Origin of the sequence: Pelomonas sp. Root405 (genome assembly GCF_001425165.1) — a bacterium.
Lineage (GTDB): Bacteria > Pseudomonadota > Gammaproteobacteria > Burkholderiales > Burkholderiaceae_C > Pelomonas.
The window spans coordinates 191,595-213,758 of sequence record NZ_LMDU01000018.1; the positions used below are offsets into that span (position 1 = coordinate 191,595).

General features: G+C 69.3%; 16 protein-coding genes and 1 pseudogene. 7 read left to right on the forward strand and 10 right to left on the reverse strand.

The features are described 5' to 3' along the window. Nucleotides 1-23: 23 nt before the first annotated feature. Both ASC81_RS26275 and ASC81_RS26280 read left to right on the forward strand, forming a co-directional pair. Nucleotides 24-434 carry a VOC family protein gene (locus ASC81_RS26275; protein WP_056274452.1) on the forward strand — a complete coding sequence of 137 codons (411 nt, stop codon included), beginning with the start codon at nt 24-26 and terminating at the stop codon, nt 432-434. Between the two features lie 132 nt (nt 435-566). After that, nucleotides 567-2,969 carry an excinuclease ABC subunit UvrA gene (locus ASC81_RS26280; RefSeq protein WP_056274455.1) on the forward strand — a complete coding sequence of 801 codons (2,403 nt, stop codon included), beginning with the start codon at nt 567-569 and terminating at the stop codon, nt 2,967-2,969. On the opposite strand, the gene ASC81_RS26790 is transcribed toward ASC81_RS26280, so the two are convergent. Together ASC81_RS26790 and ASC81_RS26285 are read right to left on the reverse strand one after the other, a co-directional pair. Continuing rightward, nucleotides 2,854-3,594 carry a phosphatase PAP2 family protein gene (locus tag ASC81_RS26790; protein ID WP_082536844.1) on the reverse strand — a complete coding sequence of 247 codons (741 nt, stop codon included), beginning with the start codon at nt 3,592-3,594 and terminating at the stop codon, nt 2,854-2,856. The two genes, ASC81_RS26280 and ASC81_RS26790, sit on opposite strands and share 116 nt — an antisense overlap. Further along, on the reverse strand, nt 3,591-5,234 hold the full coding sequence (locus ASC81_RS26285; RefSeq protein WP_056274457.1) for a phosphoethanolamine transferase: 1,644 nt from the start codon (nt 5,232-5,234) through the stop codon (nt 3,591-3,593). Before ASC81_RS26285 ends, ASC81_RS26790 begins: the two co-directional genes overlap by 4 nt. Nucleotides 5,235-5,332: 98 nt before the next feature. Between ASC81_RS26285 and ASC81_RS26290 the strand changes: the two genes are divergently transcribed. Beyond that, entirely contained in the window at nt 5,333-5,998 is a 666-nt protein-coding gene (locus ASC81_RS26290) for a response regulator (protein ID WP_056274460.1), read from the forward strand. Then, on the forward strand, nt 5,988-7,241 hold the full coding sequence (locus ASC81_RS26295; protein ID WP_056274463.1) for a HAMP domain-containing sensor histidine kinase: 1,254 nt from the start codon (nt 5,988-5,990) through the stop codon (nt 7,239-7,241). The genes ASC81_RS26290 and ASC81_RS26295 overlap by 11 nt, the downstream gene beginning before the upstream one ends. 45 nt (nt 7,242-7,286) lie before the next feature. On the opposite strand, the gene ASC81_RS26300 is transcribed toward ASC81_RS26295, so the two are convergent. Together ASC81_RS26300 and ASC81_RS26305 are read right to left on the reverse strand one after the other, a co-directional pair. Beyond that, complete coding sequence (locus tag ASC81_RS26300) at nt 7,287-8,951, reverse strand: ATP-binding protein (protein ID WP_056274467.1); 1,665 nt, start codon at nt 8,949-8,951, stop codon at nt 7,287-7,289. A 10-nt stretch (nt 8,952-8,961) separates the two neighbouring features. Continuing rightward, on the reverse strand, nt 8,962-9,945 hold the full coding sequence (locus tag ASC81_RS26305) for an ABC transporter substrate binding protein (protein ID WP_235533799.1): 984 nt from the start codon (nt 9,943-9,945) through the stop codon (nt 8,962-8,964). A gap of 332 nt (nt 9,946-10,277) precedes the next feature. Here ASC81_RS26305 and ASC81_RS26310 point away from each other — a divergent pair, with 332 nt between their 5' ends. After that, nucleotides 10,278-12,386 (forward strand): TonB-dependent siderophore receptor, encoded by a 2,109-nt coding sequence (locus ASC81_RS26310; RefSeq protein ID WP_056274471.1) that lies wholly within the window; start codon nt 10,278-10,280, stop codon nt 12,384-12,386. On the opposite strand, the gene ASC81_RS26315 is transcribed toward ASC81_RS26310, so the two are convergent. The 6 genes from ASC81_RS26315 to ASC81_RS26340 all read right to left on the reverse strand — a co-directional run bounded on the left by ASC81_RS26315 (nt 12,383) and on the right by ASC81_RS26340 (nt 19,173). Continuing rightward, entirely contained in the window at nt 12,383-13,192 is an 810-nt protein-coding gene (locus tag ASC81_RS26315) for a hypothetical protein (protein WP_056274475.1), read from the reverse strand. The two genes, ASC81_RS26310 and ASC81_RS26315, sit on opposite strands and share 4 nt — an antisense overlap. Further along, complete coding sequence (locus tag ASC81_RS26320; RefSeq protein ID WP_056274478.1) at nt 13,189-13,977, reverse strand: hypothetical protein; 789 nt, start codon at nt 13,975-13,977, stop codon at nt 13,189-13,191. The genes ASC81_RS26315 and ASC81_RS26320 overlap by 4 nt, the downstream gene beginning before the upstream one ends. Beyond that, a complete protein-coding gene (locus ASC81_RS26325; RefSeq protein WP_056274504.1) occupies nt 13,977-14,741 on the reverse strand; it encodes an SDR family oxidoreductase in 765 nt (254 codons plus the stop codon). Before ASC81_RS26325 ends, ASC81_RS26320 begins: the two co-directional genes overlap by 1 nt. A 5-nt stretch (nt 14,742-14,746) precedes the next feature. After that, complete coding sequence (locus ASC81_RS26330) at nt 14,747-16,591, reverse strand: thiamine pyrophosphate-binding protein (protein ID WP_235533801.1); 1,845 nt, start codon at nt 16,589-16,591, stop codon at nt 14,747-14,749. A 350-nt stretch (nt 16,592-16,941) separates the two neighbouring features. Then, nucleotides 16,942-18,192 carry a M20/M25/M40 family metallo-hydrolase gene (locus ASC81_RS26335; protein WP_056274480.1) on the reverse strand — a complete coding sequence of 417 codons (1,251 nt, stop codon included), beginning with the start codon at nt 18,190-18,192 and terminating at the stop codon, nt 16,942-16,944. A 66-nt stretch (nt 18,193-18,258) separates the two neighbouring features. Continuing rightward, a complete protein-coding gene (locus tag ASC81_RS26340; RefSeq protein ID WP_156392433.1) occupies nt 18,259-19,173 on the reverse strand; it encodes a hypothetical protein in 915 nt (304 codons plus the stop codon). 203 nt (nt 19,174-19,376) lie between these two features. Here ASC81_RS26340 and ASC81_RS26345 point away from each other — a divergent pair, with 203 nt between their 5' ends. Together ASC81_RS26345 and ASC81_RS28055 are read left to right on the forward strand one after the other, a co-directional pair. After that, a complete protein-coding gene (locus tag ASC81_RS26345) occupies nt 19,377-21,563 on the forward strand; it encodes a carboxy terminal-processing peptidase (RefSeq protein WP_056274485.1) in 2,187 nt (728 codons plus the stop codon). Between the two features lie 397 nt (nt 21,564-21,960). Further along, nucleotides 21,961-22,164 (forward strand): annotated as a pseudogene (locus tag ASC81_RS28055) (hypothetical protein); the annotation flags it as partial.

Here is a 22,164-nt window from a genome sequence, read left to right on the forward strand (position 1 = left end):
TAACCTCCCACGGAAACTGACCCATGGACATCAGCATTCACTCAAGTTTTCTGCCCCAATCCGACCCCGAGGCGTCGCTCGCCTTCTACCGCGACACCCTGGGCTTCGAGGTGCGCAACGACGTCGGCTACAACGGCCTGCGCTGGATCACCGTCGGCCCCACCGGCCAGCCGGGTACGTCCATCGTGTTGCACCCGCCGGCCGTCACGCCCGGCATCACCGAGGACGAGCGCCGCACCATCACCGAGATGATGGCCAAGGGCACCTTCGGCATGCTGATCCTGGCGACGCCCGACCTCGACAAGACCTTTGCCAAGCTGCAGGCCCAGGACGCCGAGATCGTCGAGGAGCCGACGATGCAGCCCTATGGCGTGCGCGATTGCGCCGTGCGTGATCCCGCTGGCAATCTGCTCCGCATTCAAGAAAGAAATTGAAGCCCCTCGTCCAAGGATTACCTTGGCCGGTCCCCCCAGGGGACGGCGATGCTTGCGGCATCGAGCCGCAAGCACATCGCCAGGGCGGGCCGGCTAGGGAGCGGCCCGTCGCTCGCCCCGCAGGAAACTGAAATGACCACCGCAGACAACCACGACCGAATCCGCGTGCAAGGCGCGCGCGAGAACAACCTCAAGGATGTCAGCGTCGACATCCCCAAGCGCCGCCTGACGGTGTTCACCGGCGTATCGGGCTCGGGCAAGAGCTCGCTGGTCTTCGGCACCATCGCGGCGGAGTCGCAGCGCCTGATCAACGAGACCTACAGCGCCTTCGTGCAGGGCTTCATGCCGACGCTGGCGCGGCCCGAGGTGGACGTGCTGGAGGGCATCACCACGGCCATCATCGTGGACCAGGAGCGCATGGGCGCCAACGCCCGCTCCACGGTCGGCACGGCGACCGACGCCAACGCGATGCTGCGCATCCTGTTCAGCCGCGTCGGCAAGCCGCAGATCGGGCCGCCCAGCGCTTTCGCCTTCAACGTGCCGTCGGTGCAGGCCACCGGCGTCATCACGGTCGACAAGGGCGGCGCCAGCAAGGCGGTCAAGCAGACCTTCTCTCGCACCGGCGGCATGTGTCCGCGCTGCGAGGGCATGGGCTCGGTCAGCGATTTCGACCTCGACCAGCTCTATGACGCCAGCAAGTCGCTCAACGGTGGGGCCATCAACATTCCGGGCTACAGCATGGAAGGCTGGTACGGCCGCATCTTCCGCGGCTGCGGCTTCTTCGACCCTGACAAGCCCATCGCCAAGTTCACCAAGCGCGAGCTGCATGACCTACTGCACAAGGAGGCCACCAAGATCAAGGTCGACGGCATCAACCTGACCTATGCCGGCCTGATCCCTTCGATCCAGAAGTCCTTCCTGTCCAAGGACGTCGACGCCCTGCAGCCCCACATCCGCGCCTTCGTCGACCGCGTCATCACCTTCCAGACCTGCCCCGAATGCCACGGCACGCGGCTCAGCGAGGCGGCGCGGTCCTGCAAGATCGGCAAGCACAGCATTGCGGACGCCTGCTCGATGCAGATCAGCGACCTGGCCGACTGGGTGCGCGGGCTCAAGGGCGCCGAAGTCGCGCCGCTGCTGAAGGCGCTGAGCCACCTGCTCGACGCCTTCGGCGAGATCGGCCTGGGCTATCTGTCGCTGGACCGGCCGACCGGCACGCTCTCCGGCGGCGAGGCCCAGCGCGTGAAGATGATCCGCCACCTTGGCTCCTCGCTGACCGACGTCAGCTATGTGTTCGACGAGCCGACCACCGGCCTGCATCCGCACGACATCCAGCGCATGAACGAGCTGCTCGGCCGGCTGCGCGACAAGGGCAACACCGTGCTTGTCGTCGAGCACAAGCCCGAGGTCATCGCGATTGCCGACCATGTGGTCGACCTCGGGCCCGGCGCCGGTGCGGCTGGCGGCAAGGTGGTCTATGAGGGCAGTGTGGCCGGTCTGCGCAGGAGCGGCACGCTGACGGGCCGCCACCTGGACGACCGCGCGGCGCTGAAAGACACCGTCCGCAAATCCAAGGCCGCGCTGAAAGTGCGCGGTGCCAGCACGCACAACCTGCAGAAGGTCAACGTCGACATACCGCTCGGCGTGCTGTGCGTCGTCACCGGCGTGGCCGGCTCGGGCAAAAGCTCGCTGATCCACGGCTCAGTGTCCAAGCTGGACGGCGTCGTCGCCGTCGACCAAACGGCCATCCGCGGCTCGCGGCGCAGCAACCCGGCCACCTACACCGGCCTGCTCGACCCCATCCGCAGTGCTTTCGCCAAGGCCAATGGCGTGAAGCCTGCTCTCTTCAGCGCCAACTCCGAGGGCGCCTGCCCGACCTGCAATGGCAATGGCCTGATCTTCACGGACCTGGGGCCGATGGCCACCGTGTCCACCGTCTGCGAGGACTGCGGCGGCAAGCGCTTCCAGGCGGCGGTGCTGGAATACAAGCTCGGTGGCCGCGACATCAGCGAGGTGCTGGCCATGTCGGTCGCCGAGGCCACGGCGTTCTTTGCCAAGCTGACCCCGGCCGCACACGCCATCCTGGCGCGCCTGTCCGACGTCGGCCTCGGCTATCTCAGCCTCGGCCAACCGCTCACCACGTTGTCGGGCGGTGAACGCCAGCGGCTGAAGCTCGCGACGCAGATGGCCGAGAAGGGCGACATCTACGTGCTGGATGAGCCCACCGCCGGCCTGCACCTGGCCGACGTGGCGCAGCTGCTCGGCCTGCTGGACCGGCTCGTGGATGCCGGCAAGTCCGTCATCGTCATCGAGCATCACCAGGCAGTGATGGCCCATGCGGACTGGATCATCGACCTCGGCCCGGGTGCGGGCCATGACGGCGGGCGCGTCGTCTTCGAAGGGCCGCCCGCCGATCTCGTCAAGGCGCGCTCGACGCTGACGGGCGAGCACCTGGCTGACTACGTTGCCGGCGCCAAACGAAAGCTCGCTTCATCGGCAGCATCGCGCCAGGCGCCCTCGCGAGCACCCAAGTGAGGCTCGCACACAGCCAGGCAGACCACAGGCTGTGGCTCACGAAATGAGCGCCGCGGGCCCACTGCGTAAAAGACGCCAGCAAGCCAAAGCCGAACAGCGTCGCGCAAGCCACCGGCCAGCGCACGCCCAGGTCGTGTCGCCACGGTCGCCACAGCCAGAGCCAGCTGCAGAACGCGAACACGCCGGCGCTGTGACCTGACGGGAAGCAGTGGCCCGGCCCGCCGTCGGCCAGCAGCCAGTTCCAGTGCGACACCCAGGGAGCCGAACCCCCAAACGGCACCAGGCTCCACGGGCAACTGCTGCTGCTGATCGACTTCAGCGCGGGCACCAGCAGCAGGGTCAGGACGCCCCCGAGCAATGCCCTGCGGCGCTGGCCGCGCGAAGGCCCGAACGCTGGCCGCTGGCGGCGCATGGCGTCGGCACCCAGCAGCAGCCACGCGGCGGCTTCCAGCCAGCGCAGCGCATCGTGCAGCAGGGTCCTGGCCCAAAACGCATCACGCATCGCAAAGCCCCTGGCATCGCCGAGCTGGTGCGCCACGACAAGGTCCAGACCGCTGGCGTCCCAGGCCAGAACCACCATCAGCAGCACCGCCAGCATGCGAAGTTCGCCCCGCCGCCCGCTCATGCCGCGCACGCCGCGAGCAGGCTCCAGCGCGGGTCTCGCAGCGCAGTGCGCACGTCGAGCAGGTCCAGCACCGTATGGAACAGATGCTCATGCGACGCCGGCTGCTCGGGCAGCCTTCCCAGGCAGTCGCCGCCCCAGCCTCGCGCGGCCGCCCAGGACGGCGAGATGCCCATCAGCATCGGAACCTGCAGCTGTTCCCTTGGGGCGATGGCATAGGGCAGGCCATGCAGGAACAAGCCATGCTCGCCCAGGGATTCACCGTGATCGGGCAGGAAGATCATCGCGGTGTCGACCCCTCCGTTTGCTGCCTTCAAGCCCTGCCAGAGGGAGGCCAGCAGGACGTCGGTGTAGCGCAGGGCGTTGTCGTAGGCGTTGACGATGGCAGCCCGCTCGCAGGAGCCGAATGCATCCTCGCTGCACACGGGGGCGTAGGGCGCGAACTGCTCCGGCACGCGGCGGTGATAGGCCGGGCCATGGTTGCCGAGCATGTGCAGCACCAGCAACTGGGTGGTGCTAGGACGGGCGTCGCGCAGCACCGCCTGCACGCGGTCGAACAACGCGCCATCCAGGCATCGCCCGCCGTCGCAGGCCAGCACTTCCTCGGTGGCCGCGTCGCAAACCCCCTTGCATCCGCTCTGGTTGTCCAGCCATCGCACCTGCACGCCGGCCCGCGCCAGCACATGCAGCAGCGATTCCTGCCGGCGGATGCGCGACTCGTCATAGTCCCGGCGCCCGACGGGCGCGAACATGCAGGGCAGCGAAGTCTCGGTGTCGCTGCCGCAGGTGCTGACGGCGGGCCAGTTCAGCAGGCCGCTTTCCTGCCGCAACAACGGCGTGGTGTCGCGGGTGCCGCCGTCTTCCAGCTCCCGCAGCCCCCAGTTCGCCGCGCGCACGGTCTCGCCCACAACCAGGACCAGCACCCGCGGCCGGGCCGTGGCGGACCAGCTGGGGCCGGCCTTTGCATCCAGGCCGATGGGCTCGCGCGGACCGGGTGCGGCTTGCGCCGCCTTCATGCTGCGCGGCAGAGACCAGATGGGTGCAGCCGGCATCAACTGGTAGCGCAGTTCGCGCTTCTCGCGCATCAGCCCGGACAGCGGTTGGTAGGCGCAGGCCAACAAGGCCGATGCCGCTACCGCCGCCAGCAGCCAGCGCCCCAGCGCCGGCAAGGCAGCACGCCAGCCCTTGCCTGCAGGCACCAGCTCCACCTGCAGCGTGAACCACCAGGCCGGCACCAGGACCACCAGCACATGCGCGAACAGCCCGCCACTGAGCAGCTCGCGTGCCTCCGGCCAATCGGTGCGCATCGCGTTGCGGAGCATGGCCGGGTCGAACGCCGTGCCGAAGGCCTGCGTGAAATGGCCGCCGACCGCTGCGACAAGGCTCAGCAGCATCAGCGCCGGCTTCGCCCAGCGCCGCTGGATGAGCGGCGCCAGCAGCACATAGTGAAGCAGCGCAACCAGCACGACCAGCAACACAAGACTGCCCGGCTGGCCTCGCCAAGCCTGATTGGCTGCAACGAGAAAGGCACGGTTGCTGGTCATGGCCCAGTAAAGGCACATCAGCGCCAGCAGGCTGTCGGTGCCCAATCGCAGCCGCAACGCAAAGCGGCTGTCGACGGCAGCTCGGAGGATGTCTTGCATGCAGGCATTGAAAGAGCCAGGACTGAAGCCAAACTGAAGCGGCGCATTTGCTGACGCTGCTCAAGCGCGTCGAGGCGCCTGCGTGATACGGTGCCCGCATGCGATTGCTGCTGCTTGAAGACGACCGCCTGCTCGGAGAAGGTCTGCGCGATTTCCTGTGCACCGAAGGCCACGTCGTCGATTGGTGCTGCACCGTGGCGCAGGCACGGGCCGCGCTCCGCGGTGACCCCTTCGACGCCTGGCTGCTGGACTGGCAACTGCCCGACGGCTCGGGCCGGCAACTGCTTGCCGAGCTGCGCCGTGGCAACGCGCGCACGCCAGCGCTGATGCTGACGGCGCGTGACGCGCTGGCGGATCGCATCGACGGGCTCGACAGCGGCGCGGACGACTACCTCGTCAAGCCATTCGCTCCCGAGGAACTCGCAGCGCGCATCCGCGTCTGCCTGCGCCGGCTCCAGGCCGAGCCCCAGGGCCTGCGGCTGCAGGCGCAGCTCCAGGTCGGCCTGGCAGAACGCCAGGTTTGGTGGAAAGGCTCGGCCGTTGAACTGACCGCGCGCGAGTGGACCCTGCTGGAGGCGCTGTGCCTGCGCGCGGAGCGTTGGGTCAGCAAGTCCGATCTGGACCGGCTGGTCCACGGCTTTGATGGCGAGCCCGCTGCCAGCAATGCACTGGAGGTCCATGTGTCCAACCTGCGCCGCAAGCTGGGCCGCACCAGCATCGAGACTTTGAGAGGCATGGGTTACAGGGTTCGCCATGAGCGCTGAACCGCTGCCGACCATTGCCCGGCGCCTGCTATGGGTGACCGCCGTCGGCAGCTTGGTGATCGCGCTCGCGATGAGCGCGGCGGCGGTGCTGACCGTCGATGCCGAAGTGGATGAGCTGCTGGACGACGGGCTGCAGGCCAGTGCGGCACTGCTCGCCCCATTGCTGATCGAGCCAGGCGCCGCGCTGGCGCCCACGCCGCCCGACCCGGAGGGCGAACTGCGCTTTGCCTGGGCCTGGTACGACAGCGCGGGCCGCCTGGTGCGGGCCAGCCCGGGTGCGGAGCCTGGCGCCTGGCAGAGTGCCGGCAGCGGCTTCTCGGATCGACACCATTGGCGCCTGTACGGCCTGGCATTGCGCGGCGAACAGGGCTTGCTGGTTGTCGCGCAGACGCGCGCAGAGCGTCACGAGGCGCGCCGCGAGGTCAGCAGCTACGCCTTGCTGGCGGGGCTTGCGATGACGCTGCTTTGCCTGCCGCTGCTGGCCTGGCGCGCCCAGCAGGAGCTGCGGCCGCTGCTGCGCCTGGGCGAGCGGTTGGCGGACTTCGATGCCGGCCGAGCAGACCCGCGCCGCCTTCCGGCCCAACTGGGCAGTGCGGAGCGTGGCGAACTGCTGCCTGTCCATGAAGCACTGGCCAGCATCTCGCTGCGGCTCGGCGAGCGCCTGGATTTCGAGCGCGAGTTCAGCGCCCAGGCGGCGCATCTGTTGCGCACGCCGCTGGCCGGCATCGAGGCGCAACTCGCGGTCGCGCTGCGCGAGCAGCCGGATCAACTGCGGCTGCAGCGGGTGCGCCAGGCCAGCCAGCGCTTGCAGCACCTGGTGCTGGCGCTGCTGCGGCTGTTCCGTGCCGAACCCGAGTTGCAACGCAAGCCGCTGGAGGTGCGGACCTTGCTGACCGGCCTGCAGCTTGGAGAGCTGGAGTTGGACGATGGACCGCCCTGCCCGCTCGATGCCGACCCGGAACTGCTGGCGGCCGCGCTGCTGAATCTGGTGGACAACGCCCAGCGCCACGGTGCAACGCGGCTGACGCTGAGCGCCATACCCGGCGGGCTCCGGCTCGTCGACAACGGCCACGGCGTCACGCCCGAACGGCTTGACGCGCTGCGCGCAAAACTGCAGCCCAACCAGCATTCATCGGGCCTGGGCCTGCGGCTGGCCCTGCTGGTGGCGCGCGCCCACGGCGGACGGATCGAACTCCCCGGCGTGGAGCGGGGCTTCGCCGTCGAACTCCATCTGCAGGCCTGAGCCCGCGTCCATCGTCGACGCGGCCGGCCTCGCCGCGCCGGCTTGTCAGGCCTGCACCGGCACGCTGATCTCGAACCAGAAACGGCTGCCCTGGGCCAGCCGGCTTTCAAGGCGGATCTCGCCGCCCATCATGCGCACCAGTTGCCGGCTGATGGCCAGCCCCAGGCCGGTGCCGCCAACGCGCTGCTCGGCATTGCCGGCCTGCTCGAAGGGCTCGAACAGGCGCGCGATCTGGTCCTCGGCGATGCCGACGCCGGTGTCCTGCACCTCGAAGCACAGCCTGACATGACCCGGCTCCTCGCCGGTTGAGGGCAGCGTGCGCGCATGCAGCGTCACGCCGCCCACGTGGGTGAACTTGACCGCATTGCCCAGCAGGTTGAGCAGGATCTGGTTGAGCCGTTTCTCGTCGGCCAGCACGACGGCCGGCAACTGCGGGTCGAGCTGCAGGTCCAGCGTGATGTGCTTGTCCTCGGCCATCACGCGCACGATGTCGATGACGGCCTGCAGCCGCGGTACCAGCTCGACGGGCGCGATGCGCAGCTCGGCCTTGCCGGCCTCGATGCGCGACAGGTCCAGGATGTCGACGATCAGCGTCAACAGGTGCTGGCCGCTGCTGTGGATGATGTCCAGGCCGTTGCGCTGCTTGGCGCTGAGATCGGCGTCCAGCTTCAGGATCTGCGCATAACCCATGACGGCGTTCAGCGGCGTGCGGAGCTCGTGGCTCATGCGCGCCAGGAACTGGCTCTTGGCGCGGTTGGCGATCTCGGCGCGCTCCTTGGCATGGCTGAGCTCCAGGGTGCGCTCGCGCACCAGGTCTTCCAAGTGGTCACGGTGGGCGCCGAGTTCGGTTTCGCGGTCCTGCAGCACGGCCAGCATGCGGTTGAAGCTGTGGGCCATGGCGGCAATGTCGCGCGGGCCGCCGGCGGGCGCGCGCACGTCGACCTCGCCGCGCTCGACCCGCTCCATCGCGTCGGACAGCGCGACCAGCGGGCGCGTCAGCCGCAACGCCAGGAAGCGCACTGCGAACAGGAACAGCGTCGCGAACAACAGCGCCACGCCGAAATTGGCGATGAACAGCGAGGTCTGGGTGCGGTGCAGCGTCGCCTTGCTCTGGATGACGCGCACATGCCCGAGCAGCTGCGCCGGCCGCAGCGTCGCGTCGAAGGGTGAGGCCTCGGGGCGCGTCCAGACCGGCGCAGCGAAGGCCCAGCTGTCCTCGGTCTCCTGGGCCAGCCAGGGCGCACTGGATGCCGGGTCTGGCGCCACAACCGCCGCGCCTGCCAGGGGCAGGCGGTCGCGCTCGGCGCCGAGCGACAGCAGCAGGCGCCCGGTGGTGTCACGGATCTCGATGGCCATGACGTCGGGAAAGGCCAGCGACGCGCGCACGGCTTCCTCGGCGTTGTCCGCGGCCGCGTACAGCAGGGCCAGCGAACTGTTGGACGCCAGGTTGGCCGCCACGCGCCCGCCCTGGTCCATTAGCATGGCCCGCACCTCTCGACCGCCCTGCCAGGCGTTGACCGCTGCCACCAGCAGGGCCAGGCAAAGCGCGCCCAAGGCAACAGCCACGCTGAGATGGCGGCGGAAGGGAACTTCACGCAACCAGCGCGCATACACGTTCAGCGGCCAGGGGCGTTGTCGGCCCGGCGGCACGGCGCCCTCGTCCCGCAGCAGGGCGGGCGGCTGGGAGTCCAGTGGAAGAGGTGGCGTCACGCTTTGACCCTTAACTGGTGGGGTAGACCAGGTCGAACCCGGACTGCACTGCCGCGACATCGATGCCCAGATGCGCGGCTGTGCGGATGTTGATGGCGGCCCGCGCCTGGCGCAGCGGGAGTACCCCGGCCGTGCCTGCCCCGCCGGCACGCGAGCCCGCGGCCAGGCGCTGGGCCGACGTGGCCAGCGTGCGGCCCAACTCGTGGTTGTCGGGATAGAGGGAGAACAGGGCACCGCGCTTCACATGGGCGAGATGGCTGGAGAACACGGCGATGTTGCGGTTCCAGCCCTCCTTGAGCACGAGGGGCAGCACGGTGCCGTCGTCCACCGAAGTGAGGTCCTGCGGCAGCCACAGTGCGTCGCGCGCGGGGTCGGCCGCGGCCAGCAACTGGGTGTAGGCGCGCAGCGCCCCGGCTTGGTCGGCGGCCTCCTGCGCCAGCAACTCCAGCCCTTCGGCACGGGCGGCATCACGCGCCAGCTTCACGAGCCAGGCATTGAGCTTCGGGTCATAGACCAGATGCACCCGCCGTGTGCCGGGCTTGAGGCGTTTCAGCCGTGCCAGCAGCAGGGCCGGGTCGGGCGCCAGCGTGTGAATGGGGAAGCCGCGCGCCTCGGATTCCTGCACCGACACGACGCAGCCGACCAGCACCGCCAGCTCATCGGCCAGCGCCGCCGCGATGCGCATGCCGCCGCGGCCCAGACCGATCAGCACCTTGGCCTCGCGCCGGCGCATGTCCTCGGCAATCTGCGCCGGATTGGCGTTGTTGGCGACGGCCAGGCTGGTCACCGCACCGCCCAGCTTGTCTTCGATGCCGCCGATGATGGCGGTGAAGATCTGCCGGAAGGGCTCGCCCAGCTCCGGGTAGACGACCACCAGCGAGCGGCCCAGCTCCGCCGCCGGCGCGGCGCCAGCGGCGAGCGCCACGGCAGCGCCCAGGGCCTGTCGCAATGCAGCGCGGCGCGTGGCTTGGGCGGGGCAACCGGGCTCAGTCAAGTGAAGGGTGCAACGTGGAAGGGCGATCGGGGCCGGGACGGGTGGGCGGCATTATGCAAAGGCCAGAGGCTGGCGACGGTACACGGCGCGCACGGTGACGCCTCCCAAATAGACCGCCAAGTCGTGCACGATGCCCACCGTCCGCATCCCCCGGGCGCAGTGCTCGCTTCAAGTTCAGGCCGCGTACCACGTTTGGGCGCTGCCGGCACACGACTTGTCGCGCGTGCACAGTTCACGACGCGCACCACACGCCCATGGCGCCTGCTCCTGCGCGCACCACGGCGGCGACAGCACAATACGCGCCCACACCTTTCACCTCGGAGAAGCCAGCAATGCGACCTTTCTTTGGCTTGGTGATTCTGGGCGGTCTCTGGTTTGCGGCGGGGGCACCGGCCGCCTTCGCGCAGCCGGCCAGCGAGGAAGAGGAACTGGCGCAGGTCTACGGCGACAAGACCACCGTCAGCATCGCCACCGGCGCCGCGCAGTCGCTGCGCCGCGCGCCGGCGGTGGCCACCGTCATCACGGCGCAGGACATCGCCATGATGGGCGCGACCGACCTGGACCAGGTGCTGGCCACCGTGCCCGGCATCCATGTGGGCCGCAACAACCAGGGCTACAACCCGCTCTACATCGTCCGCGGCATCTACAGCGAGTTCAACGCGCAGACGCTGGTGCTCTACAACGGCGTGCCGATGACGACGATGTTCATCGGCAACCGGGGCACGATCTGGGCCGGCATGCCGGTGGCCAACATCGCGCGCATCGAGGTCATTCGCGGTCCGGGCTCGGCGCTGTACGGCGCGGACGCCTATGCCGGCGTCATCAACATCGTCACCAAGGGGCCGGCCGACACCGCCGGCCTGGAGCTGGGGCTGCGCGCCGGCTCGTTCGCCAGCCGCGACGCCTGGGTGCAGTACGGCGGCGAGATCGGCGCGCTGGCCGTGGCCGCCTATCTGCGCGCGGGCCGCACCGACGGCTTCAAGGAGCTGGTGCAGGCCGACGCACAGACCGGCCTGGACGGCCTGTTCGGCACCCGGGCCAGCCTGGCGCCGGGGCCGGTGAACACCGGGCACGACGCGGTGGACGCGCATGTCGAGGGCAACTACGGCAAGCTGCGCCTGCGCGCCGGCTACACGCTGCGCGACGACGTCGGCACCGGCGCCGGTGCCGGCGGCGCGCTCGACCCGGTCGGCAAGGGCCGCAACCAGCGCTGGAACGCCAGCGTGTCGCTGTCGGACCTGGAACTGGCGCCCCAGCTGCTGCTCAACCTCAGCGGCAGCTACTTCCAGTTCAGCAACCAGTTCACGAAACCCCTGCAGGTCTTCCCGCCCGGCTCATTTGGCGGCAGCTTTCCGCAGGGCATGTTCGGTGCGCCCAACACCTGGGAACGGCAGAGCCGGGTGGCCGCCGTGGTGGCCTACACCGGCTGGGCCGGCCACCAACTGCGGCTCGGCGTGGGCCATGACGACCTGGACATGTACCGCACGCAGGAGTTCAAGAACTTCACCATCATCGACTCCGGACCCGCCAAGGGGCTGCCGATGCCGCTGCCGGGCGGGCAGCTGGAGGAGTTCCCGGTCGACAAGTCCTTCGCGACGCCGCAGCGGCGCCGCGTCAGCTATGCCTATGTGCAGGACGAATGGAGCGTCGCGCCCGACTGGACGCTCACCGCCGGCGTGAGGCGCGACCACTACAGCGACTTCGGCGCCACCACCAACCCGCGCCTGGCGCTGGTGTGGGACGCCAGCCTGGACCTGACCGCCAAGCTGCTGATCGGCCGCGCGTTCCGCGCACCGTCGTTCTCGGAGGAATACAGCATCAACAACCCCGTCATCCGCGGCAACCCGCTGCTGAAGCCGGAGCGAATCAGCACGGCCGAGGCGTCCGTCAGCTGGCAGCTGGGCGAGGCAGCACAGCTGCAGGCCAGCGCCTTCCGCTACACGATGACGGACATCATCCGCGCGGCAAGCGTCGGCGGCGGCACGTCGGAGTACATGAACCAGGGCACGCAGCGCGGCCACGGCTTTGAGCTGGAGCTGGTGGTGGACGTGGCGCGCAACCTGCGCCTGGCGGGCCACTACGCCTACCAGCGCGCCATCGACGAAAGCACCAACCACGACGCCGGCTACGCGCCGCACCAGATGGCCTATGTGCGTGCCGACTGGCACTTCGACAAGGGCTGGGCGTTGAGCGGCCAGGTCAAGCGCGTGGCAGGCCGCATGCGCGCCGCAGGCGATGCCCGGCCGCCGGTGCCCGACTACACCAGTGCCGACCTGACGTTGCGCACGGCGCTGCGCCAGTCCGGCTGGGACCTGGCTGTCTCGGCACGCAACCTGTTCAACGCCGACGTGCGCGAGCCCAGCCTGGCGAGCACCGGCGTGCCGTACGACCTGCCGATGGCGGGCCGTGCGGTCGACGTGCAGCTGGTCTACCGCTTCTAGGCGCCCCAGGCTCGGGGCGCGGCGCCCTCATACGTCACGTTGTCGCAGGCCAGCGGCAAAAGCGTGCCGGCGGGCTTCTCGCTCGCCTCGATGTAGCAGGGCTGCATGCCGGCCAGGAAGGCCGGGAAGCCGTACTGGTAATGCTGGCGCGGCGTGAAGCCCATGTCCGACGTCAGCGCGGCGGTCAGCGCGGCGTAGTTCATGCGCAGCCGCCAGCGGCCTTCCTGCAGGTGCTTCTCGACGGCCAGTGCCGCCTGCACGTGGGCGCCACCGGCCAGCCCTTCCCGCTCCACCAGACGCAGCATCGGGCCAATGCGCTCGTCGCCCGCCGCGATGGGCCGGCCGTAGCCGGCGATGGCGCGGTGGCGCTGCAATTCCTCGCGCACGCAGTCGTCAAGGCCTGACCCCGACGCGATCACCTGCTGCGCGCGCTGGATGAAGCTGGCGGCACGGATGTCGATGCCACGGCCGTAGATCTCGGCCTCGGACACCGCCAGCGCCGCCGCCACGGCCAGCGTGCCCGAGCTGCGGGCGCTGCCGGCCAGCGCGGCCACGCGGTTGTTCCAGATGCGGGCGTCCGGGTAGCTGGTGTGGACCCAGATCGCATGCAGCACCTTCAGCTGCGCCGGCGTATAGCGCTGGCCAGTGATGCCGAAGACATACAGCGCCAGCCAGTCCATGTCGCCCAAATCGGCATGCAGGTCATGGCCGCGGAACACGGCGCGCTGGCCCACGAAGGCGCCACCCATGCGGGTGCGCAGGCGGCCGGCGTGCTCTTCAAGCGGCGAGGTCTTCTGTTCGTTCATGCCGCTTCCTTCAGCGGGTCGTCCTGCAGGTCCAACGCGAAGAACGGGAAGTCCTTGTAGCTGCCGGCGCGCTGCTCCAGCGCATGCGCCGCCGCACCCGGTAGGCGCAGCAGCAGGTGCAGCATCTCGCCCTGCTCCGGGCTGAAGCCGAGGTCGGCCAACGCTGCGGCAGCGACACCCGACATCGCCAGCGGCAGGCCCACGGCCGCCCCGACGGCCGCGTGATGCGCCGCCAGCCAGCGCAGGCGCGGGGTGTCGGCTATGTCGGCCAGCCGCTGCAAGGCATCACGAACGATGCCGGCCGTGACGACGCCGTTGGGCTCGAAGCCCGGCGGGTGCTCGGCGTCGGGCCAGATGGCCGACGTGGGCGCCGCGGACGACACCCAATGCGTCGCCAGCGATGCAACGTCCAGCGGCGCGTCGGTCCACAGCGTCATCGCCGCAGCCACCTCCTGCGCCCCGCCATGCCGGCCGGCGCCCACGGCCAGCGCGGCCATCAAGGCCGCTGCGGCCGGCGAGCGGCCCAGCCCCGAGCACATGGCCGCGTGCACGGCCGCATCACGCGGGCCCGCGTTGGCCAGCGCCACCGCCAGCGCCTCCAGCAGGCGCGCCTGCGCCTCGGTCGGCGCGTCCTCGCGGAACAACAGCCACAGCATGTCGACCCAGCGGGCGCGACCCAGCATGTCGCCGTACACGTCGTAGCCGCGGCAGTGCGCGGTGCGCGTGGCAAAGCGGTCGGCGGGCTCCGCCTCTTCGCGCCAGATGCGCGTGCGCACCTGCGCCATCACATCAACTGGCTGAAGCCGCCGTCCACCACCAGCTCGGCGCCGACGACATAGGACGAAGCCGGCGAGGCCAGATACAGCACCGCGTTGGCGACTTCCTCGGCCGTGCCGAAACGCTGGCTGGGCGAGCGCTGCGTCAGGTCGGCGCGCGCGGCGTCCACGGCTTCGCGGGGCACGTTGTCCCAACGGCCGAAGCCGGGCGTGTCGATGGGGCCGGGGCTGACCGCATTGACGCGGATGCCGCGCGGCGCCAGCTCCAGGCTGGCGCTGCGCACCAGCGAACGCGCCGCCGCCTTGCAGGCCGCGTAGGCCGAGAAGCCCGGCGCGCCGACCTGGTTGGCGATGGACGTCGTCACGACGATGGACGCCCCCGGGCGCAGCAGCGGCAGCGCGCGCTGGATGGTGAAGAACACACCCTTGAAGGCGACGTTGTTCATCGCGTCGAACTGGTCTTCGCTCATGAACTCGATGGGCATCGGCGAGCCGCCGGTGGCGTTCAGCACCAGCAGGTCGAGGTGGCCGAACCTGGCCTTCACCTGCGCCATCAGGCGGTCGATGTCGTCCAGCTTGCCGGCGTCGCTGCGCTCGGCCAGCAGGTCGTGGCCCAGGCTGTCGCGCGCCGCAGCCAGCGTCGCTTCATCGCGGCCGGTGATCATCACGCTGGCGCCCTGCGCCATGAAGAGCCTGGCCGTGGCCAGGCCGATGCCGCTGTTGCCACCGGTGATGAGGGCCGTCTTGCCCAGCAGTGATCCGGTATTCGTCATGTCGCTCATTTCGCAGTCCCAAGGGTTTTCATTCGAAGATTCATCGGCGGCACTTCCTCGCCGTCGATGCGCACATCCAGCAGCGTCGGCCCGCCGCGCGACAGGATGGCGTTGAAGTCCAGCGCGTCGAGGTCGGCCGGCGAGCGCACCACATGGCCCGGGATGCCCATGGCGGCGGCCATCATGGCGAAGTCCACCTTGGGCAGCTGGAAGCCGATGGGCTCCGCACCCGCCAGGCGCTGGCCGTGCTTGACCATGCCCAGCGCGCCGTCGTTCAGCACGACATAGAGCACCGGCAGGCCCAGCTCGGCGGCCACGGTGATCTCCTGGCCGTTCATCAGATAGCTGCCGTCGCCCGTCAGGCAGACGACCGGGCAGCGGCGGTTGGCCATCGCGATGCCCACGGCCGAGCCGATGGCCCAGCCCATGGGCGCGAAGTCCATCGTCACGCGCAGCCAGCTGGACGGGCGCGTGCGCCGTTCCTGGCCCGCCGGCAGGTAGGGCCCGCCGGGCAGGCGGCCGCTGCGTTGGTCATGCGGCGCGAGGTAGTGCACAGCCCAGGCGGCGCTGTTGCCGGCGTCGGCGACAAAGCGGGTCTGCGGCGGGCAGCGCTCGGAAAGCGTGGCCAGCAGGCGCTGCGGCTTGACCGGCGTGCTGTCGCTGTGGATGGCGGTCGGGCTGTCCACCATGGCCTCGTAGGCCTGGCGTGCTTTCTGTGGATGCAGGAAGGGCAGCACGGTGGCGTCCTGCCCGTTGTTGGACGGCGCCAGCAAGGTGATCAGCTGCTCGCACACCGACTTGATATGGCCGCGCACATGCAGCCGCGCCGTCGGCGAGCGCATCAGGTTCTCGTCGCTGTCGTCCACATGCACGAGGCGGCTGTTCAGCAGGTGGGTGGACCAGCCACCGCTGTTGAACTCGCCGAAGCCCGTGCCCAGCGCGACGACCAGGTCGGGCTCGCTGGACAGCAGCTCGGCCGCGCTGGCGTGGCCGCCAAAGCCGAACACGCCGCGAAAGCGCGGGTGGCGCGGGTTGATGAAGCCCTTGCCGTCCGGCGTGGCGATGAAATGGCCGTCGGTCAGCTGCACCAGCTGCATCAGCTCGTTGGCGGCCTCGCCGCAGCCGTCGCCGATCAGCCAGACCGGCGCACGAGCCGAGAACAGTAGGCGCGCCAGCTGGCGCACGGCGGGCAGGTCCACCAGCGCCGGTGCGCGGCGCAGCAGGCCGGAGAAGTCGGGCGTCTCCAGGTCGTGCGGCAGCGGCTGGCGCAGGATGTCCACCGGGATGGACAGGTGGCTCGGCCCGCTCGGCGCGCGCTGCGCATGCATCAGCGCGTTGAACAGCTTGATGGGCAGCTGCTCGGCATGCGAGACCAGCGAGTTGTAGCGCGTGCACGGGCGGAACATCGCCATCGTGTTGATGCCCGTGCAGCTCGACTCCTGCAGCGCGCCCTTGCCGAAGTTCTTGATCGGGGGCTGGCCGGTGATGACCAGCATCGGCACGTTGTTGTCATAGGCGCAGGCCACGCCGGTGATCAGGTTGGTGGCGCCCGGCCCGGAGGTGGCGATGCACACACCGATCTTGCCGGTCTCGCGGGCATAGCCGTCAGCCATGTAGGCGGCACCCTGCTCGTTGCGGGCGACGACGGCCTGCGGGCCGCCGCGCCGGCCGCTGCGGGCCAGCGCGTTGTACAGCGGCTCGATGGCGCCGCCGGGCACGCCGAAGACGTACTCGACGCCGAGGGCCTCAAGCGCCTCGACCAGCATGTCGGCGGCGTCACGGGCAGCGGGCTGGTGCGCCGAGTCGGGCGCGGCGGCATAGAAAGGGGCAAGAGCAGTGTTTGATTCCACGGTGCGGCAGCGGCAGGCAATAGGACACCGCAGCGGGCTGCGGAACCATTGCTTGCGCAAAGGCACCTGGCGGGTCCGCACGGCATCTGGAACTGGATGAGTCCACCGAGGCGGACCCTTGAACGGCCAATGGACGCAATGTCCCAACGGCCTTGCTCCCCCTGCGTGTGCGCGGTGGACCTGACTAGCCCCGCGTCATCTTTAGTCTGCGCATGAAGCCGTTAGCACCGCGCAGTGGACGCAACTGTATCGAGGTGAAACTTACCCACATCCCCGCGAATGCGGGAAAACACGGGCCGGCCAGGGCCCAGTCGTGAACTAGTACCGCACGGCGCGGGGTCAGGGCTTGCCTAGGGCTTGCCTCTTGCGCCGGTCAGCCGCGCGACAGCGGCGAGTGTGGTCTGCGCCGCGTTCAGGCCGAGCAGGAAGTCCTTGTCCGAGTACGTGTCGTACAGATCGGTCGGCTGGTGCCAATGGGGGTTCCAGCCCGCGCCGATCTGCATGCCGCGCTCGTTCTCGCGCACCGAGACGGCGGGCGCATGGTCCATGAAGGGCACCGAGTCGGTGTTGGTCATGCGGTTGCCGACGGCCACAGGGTAGTCTGTCGCATAGGTCTCGTTGGCCGCGCGCATGGCCCAGGCCAGCTTGGCGGACGCATCCGCCTGCTTGGAGTTGACCTGGAACTCCACATTCACGTCCGCCTCGGCGCGCTGGGCCGAAGGCGCGGTGTAGACCGGCTGGCCGCGCGCGTCGAGCACCGGCTTGCCTGCAGCGTCGAGCTTCGGGATGGGCATGCCATGGTCGAACAGCAGCATGTCGTGCTGGATGACGGCCAGCCACCTGGGCTCGGGGTAGCGACCCGAGCCCTTGGGCGATTCGATGCCCTGCAAATCTTTGCGCTGGGCCACATAGGCATGGGCACCGTTCAAGCCGCTCTCTTCGTTGTTCCAGAGGATGAAGCGGATGGACCGCTCCGTAGTCACGCCCGGCGCATTGAAGACGCGCGCCAGCTCCATCACCAGCGCCGTGCCCGAGCCATCGTCATTGGCCGCCTCGCCGAAACCGAGGCCGTCCATGTGGGCCGACACGATGACCATCTCGTCGGGGCGGGTTGCGCCGACCTTGGTGCAATAGACGCTCTCACGCGGGCCGGTGCCCAGCGGCGTCAGCTCCGAGTTCAGTGCCCGCAGCTTCTCGTCCGGTTGGGCCATCGGGTCGTTGTTCACGCCGATGGGCGCTCGCTTGCCAAACAGCGTGCCACCGCCCTGCGCCGCCGGGCCGGCTGCACGCACCGGCTGCAGCTGCACGGGACCACGCTTGGCCGGCTCAGTAAATTCGTAGCGCAGGCGCTCGGTGGCCGTGCAGCCATAGCTCTGCAGCTGCGCCTCGATCCAGTCCAGCGCCGCCCGGTTGCGCGCCGTGCCCTGGCGCCGGTCGCCGAACTGCGTCAGGCCCTTGATGGTGGCCTTGTACTTGTCGAGTTCCAGCTGGTTGACGAGGGGCGCCACAGGGTCGGCCGTGTCGACGGGCGCCAGCTGGGCCATGGCGTTCAGGCAGGTGGTGGCCAGCAAGGCGGCAGCAAGAGCGTGTTTGGAGCGCATCGTGAGCAAGTGGGAGTCGGGTGTGGCTCATCCTAGGCCCGCTGCGGCGGCGCTCGACGACCGTGGTCAACCGCGCGGATCGGCCAGGCTCGCCGACAGCAGCAAGGCGGGCTCGTCGCGGTCATCGGGGTCCGTCACAAGCAGCAGCTGCAGCACGCCGTTCGCCTCGGTCACCGCGATGCCCTCGGCCTTGCAGCGCAGGGACAGCGGCCATACGCCAAGCAAGCGCCCGTCGGCCGCCACGACACCGACGGCAGATCCCCGGCAGGGACCGTCCGCGTAGTTGTCATCGGTCGCCTCCGCCGCCGCGCAGAACACCCAGCTGCCGTCCAGCAGCGCCGCGCCGTCGGTGAAGCACAGCGGCACGCCCTCGATGGCCCCCAGATCAATCGGCGTGCTCGCCACCGGCTCGGGCGCCCGCCCTGCGCCGTCCAGCCACGCCTGGATCGCCAGCCAGTCGTAACCGATGAGCCCGTTGACCGGGCTGGCCTGGTTGCCCCGCTGCAGCAGGCAGAAGCGGCCGGCAGCGACGAAGGCGCCTTCGATGTTCAGCTGCGCGTGCCGGGCCTGCAGCGGCTCGTACAACGGCGAGAGGTCGATCACGCGAACGGCGCCGTCGATGTCACCCGCCTCGTTGAACGCCAGCAGCGCAGCGCGTTGGCGTTGCGGCCGGGACCCGGAACCGAGGGCCAGCAGCGCGCCGTGCGGGCAGTGGGGCGAGGGCGGCAAGTGCGCCAGCGCCTCCAGGTCGGGCTTGGCGGCCTTGCGGGCCTTGGGCTCGTCGGGCAGCTCGCCGTCGAAGAGCCGGTGCAGCCGGCCGGAGTGCTCGCCCCCGAGATCAAACGCGGCCAGCGTGTGCTCGTCGTCGGCAACGACAAACAGTCGCTGGCCCAGCTGAACCAAGCCGCTGGCGGCGCTGAGGTGGCCCAACGCGGCGTTGGTCTCGACAGACAGGGTGCGGGCGACTCGGACCTTCAGCATGGCAACGCTTCCCGGGAGTTTGCGGGCGATGCTAGCGGGGCTGCCGCTTTGCAGCGGTTGCGGGCCCAGGTGGCCACGGCGCGCGGCTCCCATTGCCATCAATTGCCCGCCGCGTGAGGTCCCGCCGGACCTGCCCCAGGGCATTCACGCCAGACATGGCACCATCCAAACGTGCAAATCCGCGTGCGGGACCGTGTGAAGGAATGAGAGTGAGACACAAGCTGTTGGGGTTGATGCTGGCCGTTGCGGCCGCAATGCCGCTTGCCACCGCTGATACGGCGCTGGCTTATCCGCCGCTGCTCGAGCCCGGCGCGCAGGACGCCAAGGCGGCCCGCCTGGCGGCGGACCTGCTGTCGCGCTACCACTACAAGGCCATGCCGCTGGACGACGCGCTGTCGAGCCAGGTGTTCGATCAGTACCTGAAGCTGCTCGACCCCGAGAAGCTGTACTTCCTGCGGTCCGACATCGACCGCCTGGCGGCTGACCGCACCCGGCTCGACGACGCCATCCTGAACGAAGACCTGCGCACACCGTTCGCGATCTTCAACCTCTACGAACGCCGCGCCGCCGAGCGCATGGCTTTCGCGCGCAGCCTTCTGGCCAAGGGCTTCGACTTTGAGCGCAACGAGACGCTGATGATCGACCGCAAGGACCAGCCCTGGCCGGCGAGCGAGGCCGAGGCGCAGGAGCTCTGGCGCAAGCGCGTCAAGAACGACTGGCTGCGCCTCAGGCTCGCCGGCCGGGACGACGCGGCCATCCGCAAGCTGCTGGACAAGCGCTACGACAACAACGCCAAACGGCTGGCCAAGATCAACAGCGCGGATGCCTTCCAGGCGTTCATGAACGCCTACACCACGGCGATCGAGCCGCACACCAACTACCTCGGGCCGCGCGCCGCCGAGAACTTCGACATCGCGATGCGCCTGTCGCTGGTGGGCATCGGCGCCGTCCTGACTGAAAACGACGGCCACATCACCATTCGCGAACTGGTGGCAGGCGGGCCGGCCATGGTGTCGGGCCAGCTCCAGGTGGGCGACCGCATCGTCGGCGTCGGCCAAGGACCGTCAGGCCCGATGGAGGATGTGGTCGGCTGGCGCCTGGACGACGTGGTGGCGCTGATCCGCGGCAAGGCGGCGTCGACGGTGCGGCTTGACATCCTGCCGGCGGACGGCGGGCCCGACGCGCCGGTCAAGACCATCGCCCTGGTCCGCGACACCATCAAGATGCAGGACAGCGCGGCCAAGGCCAAGGTGTACTCGGTGACGACCGGCGACGGCAAGCGCCGGGTCGGCGTCATCACCCTGCCCTCGTTCTACGAGGACGTCGCGGCCATGCAGAACGGCACCAAGGACTACCGCAGCGCCGCGCGCGACGTGGCCCGGCTGTTGCAGGACCTGAAGGCCCAGCAGGTCGAAGGCGTGCTGATCGACCTGCGCAACAACGGCGGCGGCTCGCTGCGCGAGGCGGTGGAGCTGACGGGCCTGTTTCTCGGCAAGGTGCCCGTGGTGCAGACCCGCAATGCCAAGGGCGAGGTCTCTGTCGCCACCAATACCGATACCGCGGTGGCCTGGCAGGGGCCGCTGGCGGTGCTGATCAACCGGGGCTCGGCATCGGCATCGGAGATCTTCGCGGCCGCGGTCCAGGACTACGGCCGCGGCCTGGTCATCGGCGAGCCCAGCTTCGGCAAAGGCACGGTCCAGACGGTCGCCCGGCTCGACCAGATCGCCAGGAATGCCAAGCCGACATTCGGCGACCTGAAGTTGACCATCGCGCAGTTCTTCCGCGTGAATGGCGGGACGACGCAACTGCATGGCGTGACGCCGGACATCCGCGTCCCCGCGGTGGGCGACGACAGCCCGTTCGGCGAGTCGAGCTTCGGCAACGCCCTGCCCGGGACGCGCATCCCGGCGGTCGACCACCAACCCGTCGGCGACCTGAAACCCCATCTGCCCCGCCTGAAGGCCTGGCACGAGAGCCGCGTGCAGCGAGACCGCGACTACCAGGACCTGGTGGAGGACCTGGCCAAGGCACGGGCGCAGCGCAAGAACAATGTGATTTCGCTCAACGAGGACGTGCGGCGCAAGGAGCGCGCCGCGCAGGAAAAGCGCCTGGTCGCCCTGCTGGGGGGCGCCGCCGCGAGCGCCGCGTCGGGCGCGGGCGGCACCCTGGCGGACGACGGCCTGCAATTCAACGAGCGCCAGCTCGCCCGCAACCTCGCCGCCCAGAAAGCCCGCGACGATGCCAACGACGCCATCCTGAATGAGGCCGTCAACATCGTGTCCGACAGCGTCGCGTTGAAGGCCGGCAAGTCGCACGTGGCGGCGAGCGCCTCGTCGACGCGCCCCACGGTGATCAAGGCCCTGCTACTCCCGGGTTCATCGGAGCAATAGCGCTGGGCGGGCAGGGGAGTGATCCGGCGGGCTCACAAGTCGACGTGCGCTTCGCAGCGACTGCTGCCCGTCAGACTGACGCCCCGAAGGTCAAGTCTCGGCCGGAGCCGTCATCCATGAACGGCTGCTATGCGGCCACGAGCATGGCAGCCCGGGAGGCCTCGTTTGCCAGCGCTGGCCCGGAAATTCCACCGTTGCGGCGGGTTCGAGCGGCTGGCAAAGTCGTGCCAGTGAACGCCGCTTTCCCGGCATGGCGTGCTGGACTAACTAANGCTGGCCCGGAAATTCCACCGTTGCGGCGGGTTCGAGCGGCTGGCAAAGTCGTGCCAGTGAACGCCGCTTTCCCGGCATGGCGTGCTGGACTAACTAACAGTTGGGCCATAGAGGAGGGCAAGCAGTGATACCGAAAAGTTGCCTGCTTATCGAAACGAAGAAGTTTCCCATCCTGTCGGGCGAGGACCAAGAGCTTACGAACGAGCGTATGTACGGCAAAGCCCTCTGCCTGTACCTCCAGTCCCATTTACCCGGCGCCGGCATCAACGTGCCGTCGTTCAATAACGAGGACTGGGGTTGGTGGGTAGATTTAGAACGCGGTGGTTTC

Coding starts and splice junctions, on each gene's coding strand:
- ASC81_RS26320 (WP_056274478.1), bottom strand. CDS start 13,977: ATGGCGCAGGTGCGCACGCGCATCTGGCGCGAAGAGGCGGAGCCCGCC.
- ASC81_RS26290 (WP_056274460.1), top strand. CDS start 5,333: ATGCGATTGCTGCTGCTTGAAGACGACCGCCTGCTCGGAGAAGGTCTG.
- ASC81_RS26285 (WP_056274457.1), bottom strand. CDS start 5,234: ATGCAAGACATCCTCCGAGCTGCCGTCGACAGCCGCTTTGCGTTGCGG.
- ASC81_RS26280 (WP_056274455.1), top strand. CDS start 567: ATGACCACCGCAGACAACCACGACCGAATCCGCGTGCAAGGCGCGCGC.
- ASC81_RS26325 (WP_056274504.1), bottom strand. CDS start 14,741: ATGACGAATACCGGATCACTGCTGGGCAAGACGGCCCTCATCACCGGT.
- ASC81_RS26295 (WP_056274463.1), top strand. CDS start 5,988: ATGAGCGCTGAACCGCTGCCGACCATTGCCCGGCGCCTGCTATGGGTG.
- ASC81_RS26275 (WP_056274452.1), top strand. CDS start 24: ATGGACATCAGCATTCACTCAAGTTTTCTGCCCCAATCCGACCCCGAG.
- ASC81_RS26335 (WP_056274480.1), bottom strand. CDS start 18,192: ATGCGCTCCAAACACGCTCTTGCTGCCGCCTTGCTGGCCACCACCTGC.
- ASC81_RS26340 (WP_156392433.1), bottom strand. CDS start 19,173: ATGCTGAAGGTCCGAGTCGCCCGCACCCTGTCTGTCGAGACCAACGCC.
- ASC81_RS26790 (WP_082536844.1), bottom strand. CDS start 3,594: ATGAGCGGGCGGCGGGGCGAACTTCGCATGCTGGCGGTGCTGCTGATG.
- ASC81_RS26315 (WP_056274475.1), bottom strand. CDS start 13,192: ATGAACGAACAGAAGACCTCGCCGCTTGAAGAGCACGCCGGCCGCCTG.
- ASC81_RS26345 (WP_056274485.1), top strand. CDS start 19,377: ATGAGAGTGAGACACAAGCTGTTGGGGTTGATGCTGGCCGTTGCGGCC.
- ASC81_RS26310 (WP_056274471.1), top strand. CDS start 10,278: ATGCGACCTTTCTTTGGCTTGGTGATTCTGGGCGGTCTCTGGTTTGCG.